At 36.5% G+C, this 15,472-nt stretch carries 14 protein-coding genes; 5 read left to right on the top strand and 9 right to left on the bottom strand.

Features of this window, described 5'->3' with window-relative positions:
- Window positions 1-85: 85 nt before the first annotated feature.
- From rplM to motB, 5 genes are read left to right on the top strand one after another with little or no spacing between them, the layout of a single operon-like run.
- Window positions 86-514: a 50S ribosomal protein L13 gene (rplM, locus tag LS65_RS00200; protein WP_034362788.1), complete on the top strand. Its 429-nt coding sequence runs from the start codon at window positions 86-88 to the stop codon at window positions 512-514.
- An 8-nt stretch (window positions 515-522) separates the two neighbouring features.
- Window positions 523-912 (top strand): 30S ribosomal protein S9, encoded by a 390-nt coding sequence (rpsI, locus tag LS65_RS00195; RefSeq protein WP_034362790.1) that lies wholly within the window; start codon window positions 523-525, stop codon window positions 910-912.
- Between the two features lie 58 nt (window positions 913-970).
- Window positions 971-1,594, top strand: coding sequence for an MBL fold metallo-hydrolase (locus tag LS65_RS00190; RefSeq protein ID WP_034362792.1), 624 nt, complete (start codon window positions 971-973; stop codon window positions 1,592-1,594).
- A gap of 57 nt (window positions 1,595-1,651) precedes the next feature.
- Window positions 1,652-2,422, top strand: a complete 771-nt coding sequence (gene motA, locus LS65_RS00185; protein WP_034362794.1) for a flagellar motor stator protein MotA — start codon at window positions 1,652-1,654, stop codon at window positions 2,420-2,422.
- An 11-nt stretch (window positions 2,423-2,433) separates the two neighbouring features.
- Window positions 2,434-3,183 (top strand): flagellar motor protein MotB, encoded by a 750-nt coding sequence (gene motB, locus LS65_RS00180; RefSeq protein ID WP_034362796.1) that lies wholly within the window; start codon window positions 2,434-2,436, stop codon window positions 3,181-3,183.
- Between the two features lie 36 nt (window positions 3,184-3,219).
- On the opposite strand, the gene LS65_RS00175 is transcribed toward motB, so the two are convergent.
- The 9 genes from LS65_RS00175 to flhA are packed head-to-tail and all read right to left on the bottom strand — an operon-like array spanning window position 3,220 to window position 15,435.
- Entirely contained in the window at window positions 3,220-4,971 is a 1,752-nt protein-coding gene (locus LS65_RS00175) for an ATP-binding protein (RefSeq protein WP_034362798.1), read from the bottom strand.
- Window positions 4,972-6,699 carry an ABC transporter ATP-binding protein/permease gene (locus LS65_RS00170; protein ID WP_236096572.1) on the bottom strand — a complete coding sequence of 576 codons (1,728 nt, stop codon included), beginning with the start codon at window positions 6,697-6,699 and terminating at the stop codon, window positions 4,972-4,974.
- Between the two features lie 54 nt (window positions 6,700-6,753).
- A complete protein-coding gene (locus LS65_RS00165) occupies window positions 6,754-8,571 on the bottom strand; it encodes an extracellular solute-binding protein (RefSeq protein ID WP_034362799.1) in 1,818 nt (605 codons plus the stop codon).
- A gap of 11 nt (window positions 8,572-8,582) precedes the next feature.
- A complete protein-coding gene (locus LS65_RS00160) occupies window positions 8,583-10,001 on the bottom strand; it encodes a sodium-dependent transporter (protein WP_034362801.1) in 1,419 nt (472 codons plus the stop codon).
- A complete protein-coding gene (locus LS65_RS00155) occupies window positions 10,001-11,188 on the bottom strand; it encodes a cation:proton antiporter (RefSeq protein WP_034362803.1) in 1,188 nt (395 codons plus the stop codon). Before LS65_RS00155 ends, LS65_RS00160 begins: the two co-directional genes overlap by 1 nt.
- 2 nt (window positions 11,189-11,190) lie before the next feature.
- On the bottom strand, window positions 11,191-11,826 hold the full coding sequence (gene purN / locus LS65_RS00150) for a phosphoribosylglycinamide formyltransferase (protein ID WP_084707952.1): 636 nt from the start codon (window positions 11,824-11,826) through the stop codon (window positions 11,191-11,193).
- A 5-nt stretch (window positions 11,827-11,831) separates the two neighbouring features.
- A complete protein-coding gene (locus LS65_RS00145; protein WP_034362806.1) occupies window positions 11,832-12,095 on the bottom strand; it encodes a hypothetical protein in 264 nt (87 codons plus the stop codon).
- On the bottom strand, window positions 12,092-13,222 hold the full coding sequence (locus LS65_RS00140) for a DHH family phosphoesterase (protein ID WP_034362808.1): 1,131 nt from the start codon (window positions 13,220-13,222) through the stop codon (window positions 12,092-12,094). Before LS65_RS00140 ends, LS65_RS00145 begins: the two co-directional genes overlap by 4 nt.
- The gene (gene flhA / locus LS65_RS00135; RefSeq protein WP_034362810.1) at window positions 13,222-15,435 is read right to left on the bottom strand and encodes a flagellar biosynthesis protein FlhA; all 2,214 of its coding nucleotides are present in this window, start codon (window positions 15,433-15,435) and stop codon (window positions 13,222-13,224) included. The genes LS65_RS00140 and flhA overlap by 1 nt, the downstream gene beginning before the upstream one ends.
- Window positions 15,436-15,472: the final 37 nt, after the last annotated feature.

Below are 15,472 nucleotides of genomic sequence, written 5' to 3'. Positions count from 1 at the left end.
AATAAGCTTAATTTAATGTGATATTAAGTTTATGTATTTTATAATCTGCTCTACAAAAATTATTTAGAATCTTAAGGGAAAATAGATGGAAATCACAAAAATAGCAACACAAAATGACATCAATCGTCAGTGGATTGTGCTTGATGCGAAAGATAAAGTATTTGGTCGTCTTATCACAGAAATAGCTACACTTTTACGAGGTAAGCACAAACCTTGTTTTACGCCTCATATTGATTGTGGCGACTTTGTGGTCATTATCAATGCTACAGAAGTAAAATTTACGGGTATGAAGATTAAAGATAAAGAATATTTCACGCATTCAGGTTATTTTGGTAGCACTAAAAGCAAAACACTTGAAGAAATGTTAGAGAAAACACCTGAAAAACTTTATCATCTTGCAGTGCGAGGTATGCTCCCTAAAAATAAACTTGGACGCGCAATGCTCAAAAAACTCAAAGTCTATCGCGGAAGTGAGCACCCACATAGTGCTCAAGTCTCTAAAAGTTCAAAATAAGGAATACTATGGCAAAAATTTATGCAACAGGAAAAAGAAAAACAGCAATCGCTAAAGTTTGGCTCCAGTCAGGAAGTGGTAAGCTTGTTATCAATGGGCAAAGCCTTAATGATTGGCTTGGTGGGCATGAGGCTATTAAAATGAAAGTAATGCAACCACTTATTCTTACTAAGCAAGAAAAATCAGTAGATATTCACGCAGTTACACTTGGTGGAGGGTATTCTGCCCAAGCTGAAGCTTTGCGACACGGTATCTCAAAGGCACTCAATGGTTATGATATTGCTTTTAGAGCAATTTTAAAACCAAAAGGGCTTTTAACACGAGATTCTCGTGTGGTAGAGCGTAAAAAATATGGTAAAAGAAAGGCACGCCGAAGCCCACAATTCTCAAAGAGATAGTATTCAAACGAGGCAGATTAGATATAATAAAAGAATTAAGAGGCAAGGTAGGTTTGAAGTGGAAATTCTCTCTCATGATTTTGGTGAGTATCAGACAAATTGCTATATTTGCAAATTTCCTCAAGGAGAGATTGTTATTGATGCAGGTATGGGTGCGCATAGTTGGGTAATAGGGCAGTGCAAATCTCCTATTGCATTTCTTAATACACACGGGCATTTTGACCATATTTGGAGCAATGCGATTTTAAAGACTCATTTTCCTGATGTGCCACTCATTTGCCCTACACTTGATGCTTTTATGTTGGAATCTGATTGTTTTGGCACAGGTGTAAGCCCAAGCCACCCTGATATTCTCACTCGATGTGAAAAAGACACAGATGAACTTGATTTAAAAGGTATAAAAGTTGTATTTTCTCATTTTCCCGGACATACACCCGGCTGCTCTGTTGTAGAAATTGAAAATGAAATTTTTAGTGGAGATTTTATTTTTCATCGCTCCATTGGGCGTAGTGATTTTCCTTATTCAAGTGCGGCAGATATGAGAGAATCTTTAATTCGTTTCCATTCTTTACCTTCAAATCCAAATAAAACAATTCATCCTGGACATGGAATTTCAACTAATCTTATTGATGAACAACGCAATGCAGTATTTTGGATTAAGCAGTTAGAACATAATTTTTAAGGTAAGGAATATTTTTTGCTTTTTATCAAGGATAGACTATAAAACAAAGGGGTATTTATGGATTTAACGACCATTGGTGGGCTAATTGGGGCAATTATAAGCCTTTGTATTGGGGACTTTTTGGAAGGGGGTAACCCTCTACATCTTATCCATATAAGCTCATTGATTATTATTATTCCTACAGCCCTCTGTGCTGCAACAAGTGCTACACACGCTTCACATGTTAAGGGTGCGCTTAAGGAGCTTAAAATTGTGTTTGGTTCAACGGGAGTGAATATCAATGAAACAATACGACAACTTGTAGAGCTTGCTACCCTTGCGAGAAAAGATGGTGTGCTTGCGCTTGAAGGAAAAGCAGCACAAATTGAAGATGATTTTTTGCGTCAATCTCTTTCAATGATTATTGATGGACGTGATGCTCACGCAGTGCGTGAAGATATGGAAGTGCAAATAGAATCTCTTGAGGAATACTATAAGGGTTGTTCGCATTTTTGGATTCTCTATGCAGAAACTTGTCCTACAATGGGGTTGGTTGGAGCGGTTATGGGGCTTATGCTTGCTCTCCAGCTACTTGATGACCCAAAAGCGATGGCAGCAGGTATTGCGGGTGCATTTACTGCGACCGTTACAGGGATTTTCTGTTCTTATGCGCTTTTTGGACCTTGGGGACACAAAATGCACTCTAAAAGTGCGGATATAATAAGAGGGCGTATGGTTGTTTTGGAGGGTGTTGTAGGTATTGCTAATGGCGATAATCCTCGCAACCTTGAAGAAAAATTACTTGGATTTATCCCACCAGGTGAGCCTAAAATCTCACAATTTGAATAAGAGCGTGCAAAATGGCTAAAAAGAAAAAGTGTGATGAATGTCCAGCAGGAGAAAAATGGGCTGTTCCTTATGCGGACTTCCTTTCGCTTCTCCTAGCACTTTTTATTGCTTTGTGGGCGATTTCATCAACAGCTGATTCAGATTCAGAGGCGTTAAAAACTGAATTTGTCAAAATATTTGATTTTACACTTACCTCACCTTTGCCCTCTAATGAAGATGATATTAGTGATAATGAAGTTGATGGAAGTTCAGCTGCTGGTGATTCTTCAAGTGTCACTGCTGCAGAAATTGAACAAATGGCAGAAGAGGGTGGTATTTTAGAGCAGATGGAAATGGGTATGTCTTTACGCTTACCTTCTAATATCTTTTTTGATGCGGGAAATGCTGAAATCAATAATAGTGATGTATTTTTATATTTGCAGAGAATGAGCGCAATTATCAAAAAATTGCCCGATTATGTCAAAATTGATGTGAGGGGTTATACTGATAATACACCTTTACCGAGAGATTCTCGTTATAAGGATAATTATGAACTTTCTTCAGCTCGGAGTTTAAGTGTGATGAAAAATCTTATTAAAAATGGTATTTCACCTGAACGCATTTCTTTTTCAGGCTATGGCGAACATCAAGCGATTGCACCAAATGATAGTCCGATTAATCGTGCAAAAAACAATCGTGTGGAAATATTTTTCTTTGTTGATCCAAAAGATGCGCCAGTGGCTCAATCAATTTTAGAAGAAACTTTACAAAATACGCAATAATAAAGAAGTAGATTCTATACCTTACTTTATTGCGTATTAACGACCAAAGCCCATACTTTTGACACTATCAAAGTTACCACGCAATTCTAACTTGATTTGATTTACAAAGTCTTCTTTTGTAAAAATAGGTTTAGCTTTTGTGGCAACTTTGTAAGCAGTATTTTTTACTATGAGTGCGATTTGCCCTCCGCTCAAGTCGTATTCACATAAAATCTTAGCAAGATTCTCTTTTGTGATAGAGCCAAAAGGCGCATTTTTGGGTAGATGTTTAAGCCATAGCTCCTCTCTTTGAATCTTGTTTGGTCGCTTAAAAGGGATTTTGTATTCAAAACGCCGTGAAAATGCGCTATCAACATTTTCTAAAAGATTAGTCGTAGCAATTAAAATCCCCCCAAATCGTTCAATTTGTTCTAAAAAAATATTTTGCATTTGATTGTGCATTTTGTCTGCACTATTGCCACTACTTCCACGCATACTAAGGAATTGGTCTGCTTCATCAAGGAGTAGAATAGGTTCATTTTTAATATTTTTACAAATATCTTTATAGCTATCAAAGATTCTACGGACGTTTTTTTCAGATTCCCCTACATACATTGAGAGGATTTTTGAGCAGTCAAAACTTAGAATCTGCTTTTTTAGGCTTTTGGCAAGGGCTAATGCAGTGATAGTTTTACCTGTGCCAGGTGCGCCATAGAGTAGAATCTTCGCGCTAATTCCTCCCTTTTTGTCTTTAATGCCCCAAAGCTTAAGTAAATGCACCACATTTGCGTTCATTTGTGCGAGAAGGTCATTTACTACTTCTTTTGCGTGAGTATCAAGCACAATATCTTCCATTTCATATTTTGGTTCTAAGAGTTCAAAGATTTCTTGTTCTTTGATAATGGAATCAAGGTTTATTTTAGTGCGCTTTTTCTTTTTGTTTGGGTGGATAATGCTCTGCAAAATATGCTCGGGAATAAAAAAATGACGTGATATGCCACCAAAAGGATTAAGCAGTTCATCATAATCAATTAAACCTTTTTGCACGAGGGTAGAGTTTTCATCAAGTAAAGAGCGATTTTTGATTTTGTCATATTTATCAAGACTAATAAGTTCTAAGAGTGTATTCATATCGCGTAAATTTTCATCACTGCTTGAGTATTCTTCTTTAAGTAAGGCAAAAAAGATAATCTGCTCTTTTGGCTCTAAATGATTTTCCTTGATAAGTTTTAAAATCCCTATGTCTTTGTGTGTGAGTTTTAAACGCGCTTCTATGCTCTCTTCCAAAAGTTTGAGGCGGTAATTTGCACGCGTAAGTGAAGGTGAGTGAATCTTTTGTGAAAATTTCAATGCACTAATTTTATAAAGTAAATCAATATGCGTAAAACGATCTTTGAGATATTCTAAATGGTCTTCATAGGCTGTGATTTCAGGCAAATCGGCATTGAGAGTGCCATCTTCGAGAAGTTTTAAAAAAGTATGCGAGAGGCAGATACTTTCATTATAAAGTTCAAGTAAGGGTGTATCTGTGAGATGAGGTTGCAAAAAAGTGCTTTGATTTACCCAGCCAAGTTCAATGAGATTACGAATATGGGGCAAATACTCAAGATAATGTTCTTTTGATGCTTTATTTTTATGAGGAAAAATTTTAGCTAAGAGACTATGCACGACAAAATCATTTTCCCCTTGCATAAGCGATTGTGCCATTACTTGTAGAATCTTGCCCTCATTCTCATCACATTTGAGAAAACTAAAAATTTCATTATTTTGTAAATTTTTGCTTTGAATAAAATCAAGATAATATTTCATTTAATTATTGCCCCCCCCCCCATTACTTGCTTGAAGCTCAATTTTGCGTGAGCAATGTTCTATCGTGCTTAATCTGTGGGCAATAACAAGAAGTGTTTTATTACCCGCAATATCATAAATTTGCTCCATAATATCAGATTCTGTTTGGTTATCAAGGGCTGAAGTAGCTTCATCAAGCACAAGAATCTCTGGGTCATCATAAATTGCTCTAGCAATCCCAATCCGCTGCTTTTGCCCGCCACTTAGCAAGATTCCACCTTCACCTACGCGAGTATAGATACCATTATGTTGCTCTAAAAAATCAAGAATCCGCGCTTTCTTGCAAGCTTGTTTAATTTTCTCTTCATCAAATGCAGAACCAAAGGCAATATTCTCTGCCACGCTTCCATCAAAAAGATAAATACTTTGAGGAATATAGCCAATTTTTTTACGCCAAGAGCGAAGATTACGATTATTAATCGGCACATTATCTACAAGTAATTGTCCTTTTTGAGGTTTATAAATACCAATAATTATATCCACCAAAGTGCTTTTTCCTGTTCCACTCTCTCCTATGAAAGCGACTTTTTCACCTTTTTGAATAGTAAGTGAGAAATTTTTTAAAATCGGCTTCTCTCTCACATATGCAAAATCTATATTTTTAAGTGTGATGGAATCCTTAAATTCACAAGGTTCGTTGTCTTCATATTCGGTGTGATAGATAAGATTTTCATACACATTTTTTACACTTGAGCTAAAGTAACTCATTGAATTAAAATTACTGACAATACGCGTAATAGCAGGGAGGATTCTATAAAGGGCTAGGGCATACATTGAGATAATGGGTATCACAGCACTTGCATCTTCATATTTAAAAAGAATATAGGCTACACAGGCGATAAGCACACTAAATCCAATGGTTTCAAGAACAAGACGCGGTAAGGGAAAGAGTGATTGAGCAGTGATTTCTGCTTGTGTGCGCTCACGTGAGAGGAGTTCAAAAGTTTCAAGCACTTCTTTTTGATTACCCTTAAGCTTGATAAACTTAAAGTTACCAAAAGTTTTGGTAAGGCTTTCATTGAGTTTGCTGTCTGCTTCTACACGAATTTCACCCTTATGCTTTATCCTTTTTGTGAGAATTTTAAGGATAAAAAGCACTTGCACACCAAGCAAAAGAGTAAGCACTAAAGTCATTTTCCAACTTACAATAAGAAGCAGGGCATACATAAGGACAATGGTAAAAAACTCTGCGCTTATTTGCAAAAGACTTTGTAAGTAATTTGAAGTATTAAACGCTTCTCTTATAATACTTTGACGAAGCTTATCTGTATTTTTAGCTGTAAAATCAAGATAATTTAATTCTACACTTTTACAAAATAATCGATAGGCAAAAAAATGATATTTACCATAAGAAAAACGTGCCAAAGCATAGCCATAAAAGGCATTATAAAATGCGCGAAAAAAATAGAATATAATAAGTGCAAAGCTAAATATATACATAAATTGCATAGTGCTAGTGAGGTTGAGTTTCTCATAAATCCAAGCCGAGCTACTCTGTGAAAAAATCATTTGTGGATTACTTGCAAAAGTAATAAAAGGCATAATGATACTAATGCCAATCGTTTCAATGATTGAAAGCCCAATTGTAGCAAGAAACAAAAAACCCAAAATAATCTTATCGCGTCTAGTAGTAAGAGAGCGCAATATTGTGATATTGTTTGGCGTATGATGTTTTTCAAGTTTTGGCACAAATATCCTTTGAAGTAATATATAACCAATTTTAGAGGAGTATTATAGCAATCTCTAACTTTTTGGCTTCTTAGTGGAATAATTTTGAGATGTTTTATCCCACCATAAGTATGGGTCAATGCCATAAGGTGGGGTAATGGTTGGCATTTCAATTTTGCGCCAATATGCCACACGAAAAGCAGGAAGATTAAAATGTGGGATAGCATAGAATCCCCAAAGTAAGATTCTATCCATTGCTCTGCCAATGGCTATACGTTCTTTTTCATCATTAGCGTTGAGTAATCTCTGAATCAAATCATCTACCACAGCATCTTTTACGCCTGCAAAATTTTTACTCCCACTTGTATCTGCCACAGCAGAGCTCCAATAATAATTTTGCTCATTTCCCGGAAATAGGCTTTGCCCTAGTAGCTCAATGACCATATCATATTTGAAATTCCGCACACGATTAATATATTGCGAATCATCAACTTTTTTAATACTAGCAGTAATGCCAAGTTTTTGAAGATTCTTTACAAAAGGTAAGCAAATGCGCTCAAAGGCTTCATAAGAGATAAGAATCTCAAAGGTAAAAGGTTTGCCTTGTGGCGTATAAAGTGTGCCATTTTTGATATAAAACCCTGCATCTTGAAGCAAATCTCTTGCATATTTGAGATTCTCTCTTAAATTTTCCCCGCGCACTTTTGCTCCATCTGTGCGGGGGATAATGTAGCTTTGGGTGAAGATTCTAGAATCTAGCTTGTCTTTATAAGAAAGCAAAATCTCTTTCTCTCTCCCTGTGGGTAATCCGCTTGAAGCAAAAGGAGAATTATTGAAAATATGCTTTGTGCGCTCATATTGATTGAAAAACAAGTTCTTATTACTCCATTCAAAATCAAACGCATAAAATATTGCTTCACGCACTCTTATGTCGGCAAAAAGAGGATTGCGAGTGTTGAAAAAAAAGCCCTGAAATGTGCTTGGTAACTGATGCCTAAAGGTTTTTTGAATGATTTTACCCTCTTTTTTTGCCTTGCCTTCATAGTCTGTTGCCCACACTTTTGCTGAAGATTCTATGCGGTAATCATATTCTCCAGCCATAAAGGCATTTTGCGCCACAGCAGCGTCTTTATAGTATTCTATAATCACTTCATCAAAGTTATACACTCCCTTTTGTGTAGGGTGATTTTGCGCCCAATAGTCAGTATTTCGCTCATAAGTGATACTGCGTCCTATATCAAACTTTTTCACTTTATATACGCCACTTCCTATGGGGATTTGAAGTGGATTCTCACCAAAAGTGTTTTTACCATTTTGCAGATAAATATGGGCAGGTAAGATAGGCAACTGCCCTAAGATTAAAGGCAGCTCTTTATTGGAATCATTTTTAAAATAAAAGGCTACTTCGCGCTCATTTAATACTTTCACACTTTTGACATCAGCATAGTAACGTTTAAATTCAATCTTTCCTTTTTCAAGCAAAGTATCAAAGCTAAAGGCGACATCTTTTGCACTTACCTTTACACCATCGCTAAATTTTGCCTTTGGATTGATATGAAAGATAATGTAATCTCTCCCCCTTGTCATAGAATCTGCAATCAGCCCATATTCGCTCAAAGGCTCATCTAGGCTTTGAATAGTGAGTGTATTATATACAAGTGTGCTAAGCTCCGCAGCCGCATTGCCTTTTTGTGTAAAGGGATTAAGGCTATCAAAAGTGCCAAGAGCAAAGCCTTTGAGTGTGCCACCTTTTGGAGCATTAGGATTAGCATAGTCAAAATGTGTGAAATTTTGAGGATATTTGAGTGTGCCATAAATGCTAAGAGCGTAAGTTTTGCTTTCTGCATACATCGCACATACGCATAGCCATAAAACACAGCAGATTCTTAACATAAAATGTCTTTCTACAATAGTGCCGTGAATAGGCGTAAGAGTTTGTTGAGTGTGTCAGGAAATACACCAGCGATAAAAATCAGCACAATAACAAATGGTAAGAAATATTTGATATACACATACCATAGATTCACAAGTCGTGGATAGAGAGTATTATTATTGCTTAGCTCTTTTTTTGCCTCATCTTTTAGAATCCACCCTACAAAAAGTAATGTGCCAAGAGAAGTGAGCACAAAGAGAATATTGCCACTGATAAAATCAAAGCTATCAAAGATATTTTTGCCATTCCAAGTGATGTCATCAAGCACACCATAGCTAAGAATACAAGGGAGATTCCCACATATAAAAATAAAGCCGAGTGTGATATTAATTGCGTTAGTGCGTGAGATGTTAAATTTTTCATAGAGTGTTGTAATAATCACTTCATAAATAGGCAAAGAAGTGGTGAGTGCCGCAGTGATTAAAAGCAGAAAAAAGATAAGGGCTAGGATATTGCCAAAATAAATATGTGAAAACACAATAGGGAGCGTTTGAAATACAAGACTTGGTCCTTGAGATGGCTCTAAGTCAAAACTAAAGAGTGAGGGAAAAATCATAAACCCAGCTAAAAGCGCGATAAGCGTATTAAGCACACCGGTGGCAACGGCAGTTTTAATCATATTTTCATTCTTTTGTAAATAGGAGCTAAGCGTAATCATCACGCCAAATCCTAAAGAGAGTGCAAAAAAGACTTGTCCTAGCACATCGATGAAAAGTTTAGCTGTGATTTTGCTAAAATCAGGTAAGAGATAAAATTTTACTCCTTCCATTGCTCCTGGAAGTGTAAGATTGCGAATGACGATAATTAGCAAGCATATAAAAAGTAAAGGCATAAGATATTTCATACTTGCTTCAATACCATTAATGATGCCTTTTTTGAGAATCACCCAATTTATAGCTACAAAAAGAGTAGTCCAGATTCCAATCATCAGGGGATTATGCTCTATTTTTGCATTATAGAAGCTTTGGGCAAGTTCTTTATCAATGGGTGAGGAGAGATTAAGCTCACCGCTTAGGATACTTGTGATATAAGTAATGACCCACCCGCCTATGACCATATAGTATGCCATAATACCAAATGCTCCTAGCACACCAAAATAGCCGATAATCTTTGCAAAATGTGGAATAGGCTTACCATTGGCAAATCCACTAAAGGCATCAACTGCATTTTTATGTGCGTATCTACCGATGACATTTTCTACTAAAATCACAGGGATTCCAACAAAAATCATCACCAAAATAAAGACAAGCACATATGCCCCACCACCATTTTCACCTACTAGATATGGGAATCTCCAAGTCGCTCCAAAGCCAATAGTTGCTCCTGCAACTGTTAAAATATAAGTGAGGCTAGAGCTCCAAGTTTGGCGAGTAGGAGAGGGGTTTTGCATTACTTTTCCTTTTGTTTAGGTGTTTTCCAAAAGACATATACAATTTTAATCAACATACTAAAGATAATACCCTCTAAAATTGCACCAAGCACAAATGACGCATAAAGCGTGTCGTTGAGCTCCCCGATGCTTTTACCCAAAGTAGCAGTCGCAATAAGAAAAGTAAGTGGCATAGAATCACTTAATGCAAAGAGTAGTGTAGATTTGGCACTTTTAAAATATTTGCCAAAAACGATACTCGCACTAATGAGACGCAAACTTAACATACCCATAATGAGATAGAGGGCATAAGTGATAATTTTTATATCTGTAAAAAGTGTGTGGAGATTGAGTGTAGAGCCGATATGGACAAAGAAAAATGGCACGAAGAAGCCAAATCCAAAGTGATGAAGCATTTGGGGTAATTCGGCTTTATGCTTAAAAAATGTGCTAAGAATTGTTCCGGCTAAAAATGCACCAAGCACAGCTTTAATATCAAGTATCATCATAAGTAGCACAAATCCAAAAAGCAATAAAAACACAAAGCGCAAATCTTGTGAATTGCTATCATCTCGTGGCAAAAATAAAAATCGCACTTGAGGTATCCACCAAAAAAGCACTCTTGCCATTTTGAATCCTAAAATCACAAAAATCATAAAAAGCACGAGCATAAGGAGTTTATGTGCAAGGTCGCTCCCTACACCGTGTCGTGATGAGCCATCTACAATGACAAGGGCGGCAATACTGACAAGCTCACCCAAGATTCCAATTTTGAGTGCTAAATCAAGCCAAGGTTGGTCTTTGCCATAATCTTTAATAAGTGCTACAATCATACCAAGACTCATAACAGGAAGTGCAGCAATATAGACATAAGAAAGTCCTAAGCTCAATACAATAATAAAACTTAAGCCATAAAGTGTGCAAAAATATGCGAGAGTGCGGAGCAGAAAAGATGAACCAAGTTTCGTAAAAGATTTAATATCTACTTCTAAGCCGCATAAAAACATTAAAAATAAAAAACCAATTTCTGCAACAATATTAATTTCTTCAATATCTGTAATGAAACCAACAAAATGAGCTGTTAATGCACCTAAAATCATCTCTACAACGACAACAGGAATGCGCGTGAGATTGCTAATGGGTGAGGCAAAAAGAATAAGTAAGGCAAAAATACTAAATGCGCTTAAAGTTTCTATTGCATTATTCATCACTATCCTTTGGTAGAATCTATCTCTGTCTGCATCCTAAGATTAAGGGCTGATAAAATCGCTCGAGGATAGAGATTGTATTCACATTCGTGGATTCTGTATTCAAAATCTTCTAGACTTTCATTTGGTAATTTTGCAACTTTTTCTTGTAAAATAATCTCCCCTCCATCAAGTTCTTCATTGACCCAATGGACACTCACGCCCCCATAAGAAGCAGATGAATAAAAACTATCTTTTATAGCGTGTGCGCCTTTATGTTCGGGCAAAAATGAAGGGTGGATATTGATAATAGAAAAGCTTTGTGTAAAGTAAGGAGTGAGAATCCTCATAAATCCTGCCAAAAAGACATATCTAATTTTATGAATATGTAAAATATGTATCATTGCTTTATCAAAATCTTCACGCGTGGCAAAATTTTTATGAGAGAGAATCTCGCAAGGAATACCAAGATTTTTTGTGCGTGTGATACCATACGCAGAAGGGTTATTGCACAAAGTGAGCGTTATTTCAATCTCATATTCTTGCGTAGTGTTTTCTTGTGTAGATTTGAATCTTTTATGGTGTAAAGATTCAATTAAATGCTGCATATTGCTTCCATTCCCACTAAAAAGAATTGCACAGCGGATAAGTGTAAGCATAGGCACTATTTAAAAAATTGTGGATAGTCTTTTTTGAGAGATTTGATAATCTCTACCATTTCATCTCTCCCATATGGTGCATCTTCGGGCAAAAGCTCATAGAATTTGTCCATTTGTGAGGAATAAAGCTCAATGAGTTTTTCTACATTTTGTTTTTTTGCTCCAGCAAAAATAAGTGCAACACCAAGCATATCAACCACTTCTAATGCCATTTCTTCAAGACTCATCTCTAATGTAAGTTCATCACTTATATTTTCATCAATGCTCATAAACTCTCCTTGTGTTGATTGAGTATATATTCAACTTGCGTTTTAATGTCGCCATAAGCAAAACTTTCTTTGAATCCCTCTATTTTTCCACCAGAAGCATTTTTATGCCCTCCACCATTGAAAAGTTCTTTGCTCATCAAGCTTACATCACAATTTCCATTGGCGCGTAAAGAGATATTGCCTCGTGGATTCACATCAAGGTAAAAATCATATTCAGGATTACATTTTAAAAAAAGATTTGCTAAGACACTGATACCACCCATAGAATAGCTTAAGAATCCTTTTTTGTCATCATAAGTAATAGTGCAAAGCTGTTTTTTTGCACTTAAAAGTTCTACTTGCGCGTTTGAAGTGATAGTATCCATTGTTTGTGTCTTTGGGTCGCCTCCGAGTGCGCGTTTTTTAATCATATAGAGATTATTGTCAAATTCTACCTCGCCATTAGGAGATTCTAAAAAATCTTTCATTGATTCGATAATGGCAAATTTATAATCTCTATGTTCTTCATCAAACATAAAGCGATTAAGCTCAAAACTGCCACTAATCGCGCCCATAGCGACTTTTCCAAAATCAAATTTGTAGCCATCTTCAAGCCAAATATCCACAGAATTAATCATTTCACTTAAATGCGTAATCCATTCTAAGCGCGTAGGATTAAGCAAGGTATAGAGTTCTTTAAGTGTTTCAAAAGTAATTTTAGACGCACAACGGGTAGAATCTAGGTGATACCAATCATATTTATTTGCACATTCTTGCCCACTAATATGATGGTCTAAAAGTAAGATTTCCACATCAAATCCTGCGATTTTAAGTTCTCCTATGCGTTGATAGAGGAGATTTGCTTCGCTTAGGGTAAGGTTTAAATCTGTAATAAGCACGAGATATTTTTCTTCTGTTTTTGTGGATTTTTGTGGATTTTTACTTGTTTTACCAAATTTTGCATTGAGGAGTTCTTGTGCGTTTTGGACATTTGAATGCGCAATGCTATCAAGTATGTTATTAAGCCTCACAAGCACTTCTCTGCCATAGTTAGCATTATAAAAAGTGATATGAGAAAAAAACTCTTTAGCAATAAATTGACAACCATAGCCGTCTAAATCGGTATGTGAGAGATGAAAAACTTTCATTATGCGTCCTTAAAGTCTATATTGATTGTGCCTACTACCTCAAATTTTGCGTGAGGGTCTATTTCAGCATTACCAAGTATATTGCTTTTTATATCAAATGGTTCAAGAAGCTTTGCAAGAGGTTTTCGGATTCTGTAATCTACAAACAAAATAGGGTCAATATTTTTTTGCCTAAGCACCGCTTCCTCTTCTTTTACAGAATCAACAAGCTTTTGCACATCATTTGAATGAAGCACAAAATTTTTACCACTGGGTTGCTCTTTAAGTCTATCGATAAGGTATTGTTCAGTTGCAAGTGAGAGAGTGAATATTCTAAGATTTCCATCTTTACTTCTAAATACATCTGTAATTGTGCGTGCAAGGCGAGCACGCACTTGTTCCACAATAGATTCAGTGTCATTTTGTAGCACAGGGTAGGTGTCAATAATACCTTCTAGGATTGTAGGAAGATCTTTAATTGGAATGCCTTCGTGGAGTAATGCACGCAATACATAGAGTATTGTGCTCATAGGAATTTTGGCTGCTTCGCTCACAACCACAGGGAAGTTTTGCGCGTGTCTATCCATTAGAACTTTTACTTCATCGCGTGTGATAAAGTCTTCAGCATAGGTTTTGATGAGGTTAGTTAAATGCGTAGTGATAATTGTTGAAGGGTCAATCACAATATAACCTTGAATAATAGCGTCTTCTTTGTCTTTAGGGTCTATCCATAGTGCGTCTTGATTGAAGGCTGGTTCCTTTGTTGGGATTCCCTCAATAGGCTGTCCCACCATACCTGTATCCATTGCTAAAATTTTATCAGGCATCACGGTGCCACCACCAATTTTTACGCCTTTAAGGAGAATGGTATAATCATTTGGTTGAAGATTTAAATTATCCTTTATCCGAATCTGTGGCACAATAAATCCATAATCTGAAGCGATATTTTTACGCATAGAGCGGATTCGTTCAAGTAAATCGCCGTGTTGTTTTACATCAGCTAAGCGGATAAGCCCATAACCGAGATAAATCTCTAAAGTTTCGACTTTGAGAGCTTCATTAATGACATTTTCTTCTTCTTTTCTGATTTCTTCTTCACTTTTTTGCACTCTTTGTGCCTTATGTTGAGATGCATCAATATTTTGTTCTTTGCTTTCATTAGGGTGAGAAGTTTTTAATAAATCTTTTTTATTGAACCATTTTTCCACAGAGGCAAACATACTGCCTAAATCCTCTCTACTTGTAAGCCACGCAATGACAAAGAAAAATGCACCCACAAAACCCAAAGAAATAGGCAAACCCGGCACAAGTGCAAAAAGAATAAGGATAAAGCCCACAATAGTGAGAATCTTTCCACTATTTGCAATTTGTGTAATAATGTCTCCTGCAAAGTTTGTTTGTGAGCTTTTTGCTGCACGTGTAGTAATGATACCTGTGGCAGTGGCAATAATAAGTGCTGGAATCTGTCCTACAAGCCCATCACCAATGGTGAGAATAGTGAAAGTTTCTGCACTTTGTTTGACACTCATTCCGTGTTCAAATACCCCGATAAGGAATCCACCGATGATATTTACAATCGTAATAATGATGGAAGCTATGGCATCGCCTTTGACAAACTTACTCGCACCATCCATTGTGCCGTAAAAATCGGCTTCTTGTGAGAGGGCTTCTCGTCTTTTTTGTGCTTCTTCTTGTCCAATAAGTCCTGCATTTAGGTCTGCATCAATTGCCATTTGCTTACCGGGCATTGCATCAAGTGTGAATCTAGCGCGCACTTCAGTTACGCGAGTAGAACCATTTGTAATAACGATAAGATTTACAATAACAAGAATAGTAAAGACAATAATTCCAATGACATAGTTTCCACCCACGACAAATTGCCCAAATGCTGATACAATACTGCTTACAGCCTCTGTGCCTTTATGTCCTTCGCTAAGAATCATACGCGTAGTTGCGACATTAAGTGCTAGGCGATAAAGTGTAACAATAAGGAGGATTGTGGGGAAAGCAGAAAATTCTGTAGCTTTATCTACATAGAGTGTGATAAGAATAATCAGTAAGGAAAGTGCAATAGAAATACTCAATAAAAAATCAAGCACACCACTTGGCAATGGCACCATAATAATGCTTACAATTAGCACAATAAAGACAATAACAATCATCTCTTTACTTTGCGAGAGACTTCTAAAAAATGGTAGAGCTTGGTTTAGAATCTTTGTTGTATCAAATGTCAATCCTGCTACCTTTTATGTGTGATTTTAGATATTAAGT

The organism is Helicobacter japonicus, from assembly GCF_000762845.2.
GTDB classification, from domain to species: domain Bacteria; phylum Campylobacterota; class Campylobacteria; order Campylobacterales; family Helicobacteraceae; genus Helicobacter_C; species Helicobacter_C japonicus.
This window is presented reverse-complemented; position numbering and strand designations above follow the sequence as displayed.

Coding starts and splice junctions, on each gene's coding strand:
- LS65_RS00140 (WP_034362808.1), bottom strand. CDS start 13,222: ATGAAAGTTTTTCATCTCTCACATACCGATTTAGACGGCTATGGTTGT.
- LS65_RS00155 (WP_034362803.1), bottom strand. CDS start 11,188: ATGAATAATGCAATAGAAACTTTAAGCGCATTTAGTATTTTTGCCTTA.
- purN (WP_084707952.1), bottom strand. CDS start 11,826: ATGCTTACACTTATCCGCTGTGCAATTCTTTTTAGTGGGAATGGAAGC.
- LS65_RS00175 (WP_034362798.1), bottom strand. CDS start 4,971: ATGAAATATTATCTTGATTTTATTCAAAGCAAAAATTTACAAAATAAT.
- rpsI (WP_034362790.1), top strand. CDS start 523: ATGGCAAAAATTTATGCAACAGGAAAAAGAAAAACAGCAATCGCTAAA.
- rplM (WP_034362788.1), top strand. CDS start 86: ATGGAAATCACAAAAATAGCAACACAAAATGACATCAATCGTCAGTGG.
- LS65_RS00145 (WP_034362806.1), bottom strand. CDS start 12,095: ATGAGCATTGATGAAAATATAAGTGATGAACTTACATTAGAGATGAGT.
- LS65_RS00165 (WP_034362799.1), bottom strand. CDS start 8,571: ATGTTAAGAATCTGCTGTGTTTTATGGCTATGCGTATGTGCGATGTAT.
- motB (WP_034362796.1), top strand. CDS start 2,434: ATGGCTAAAAAGAAAAAGTGTGATGAATGTCCAGCAGGAGAAAAATGG.
- LS65_RS00160 (WP_034362801.1), bottom strand. CDS start 10,001: ATGCAAAACCCCTCTCCTACTCGCCAAACTTGGAGCTCTAGCCTCACT.
- motA (WP_034362794.1), top strand. CDS start 1,652: ATGGATTTAACGACCATTGGTGGGCTAATTGGGGCAATTATAAGCCTT.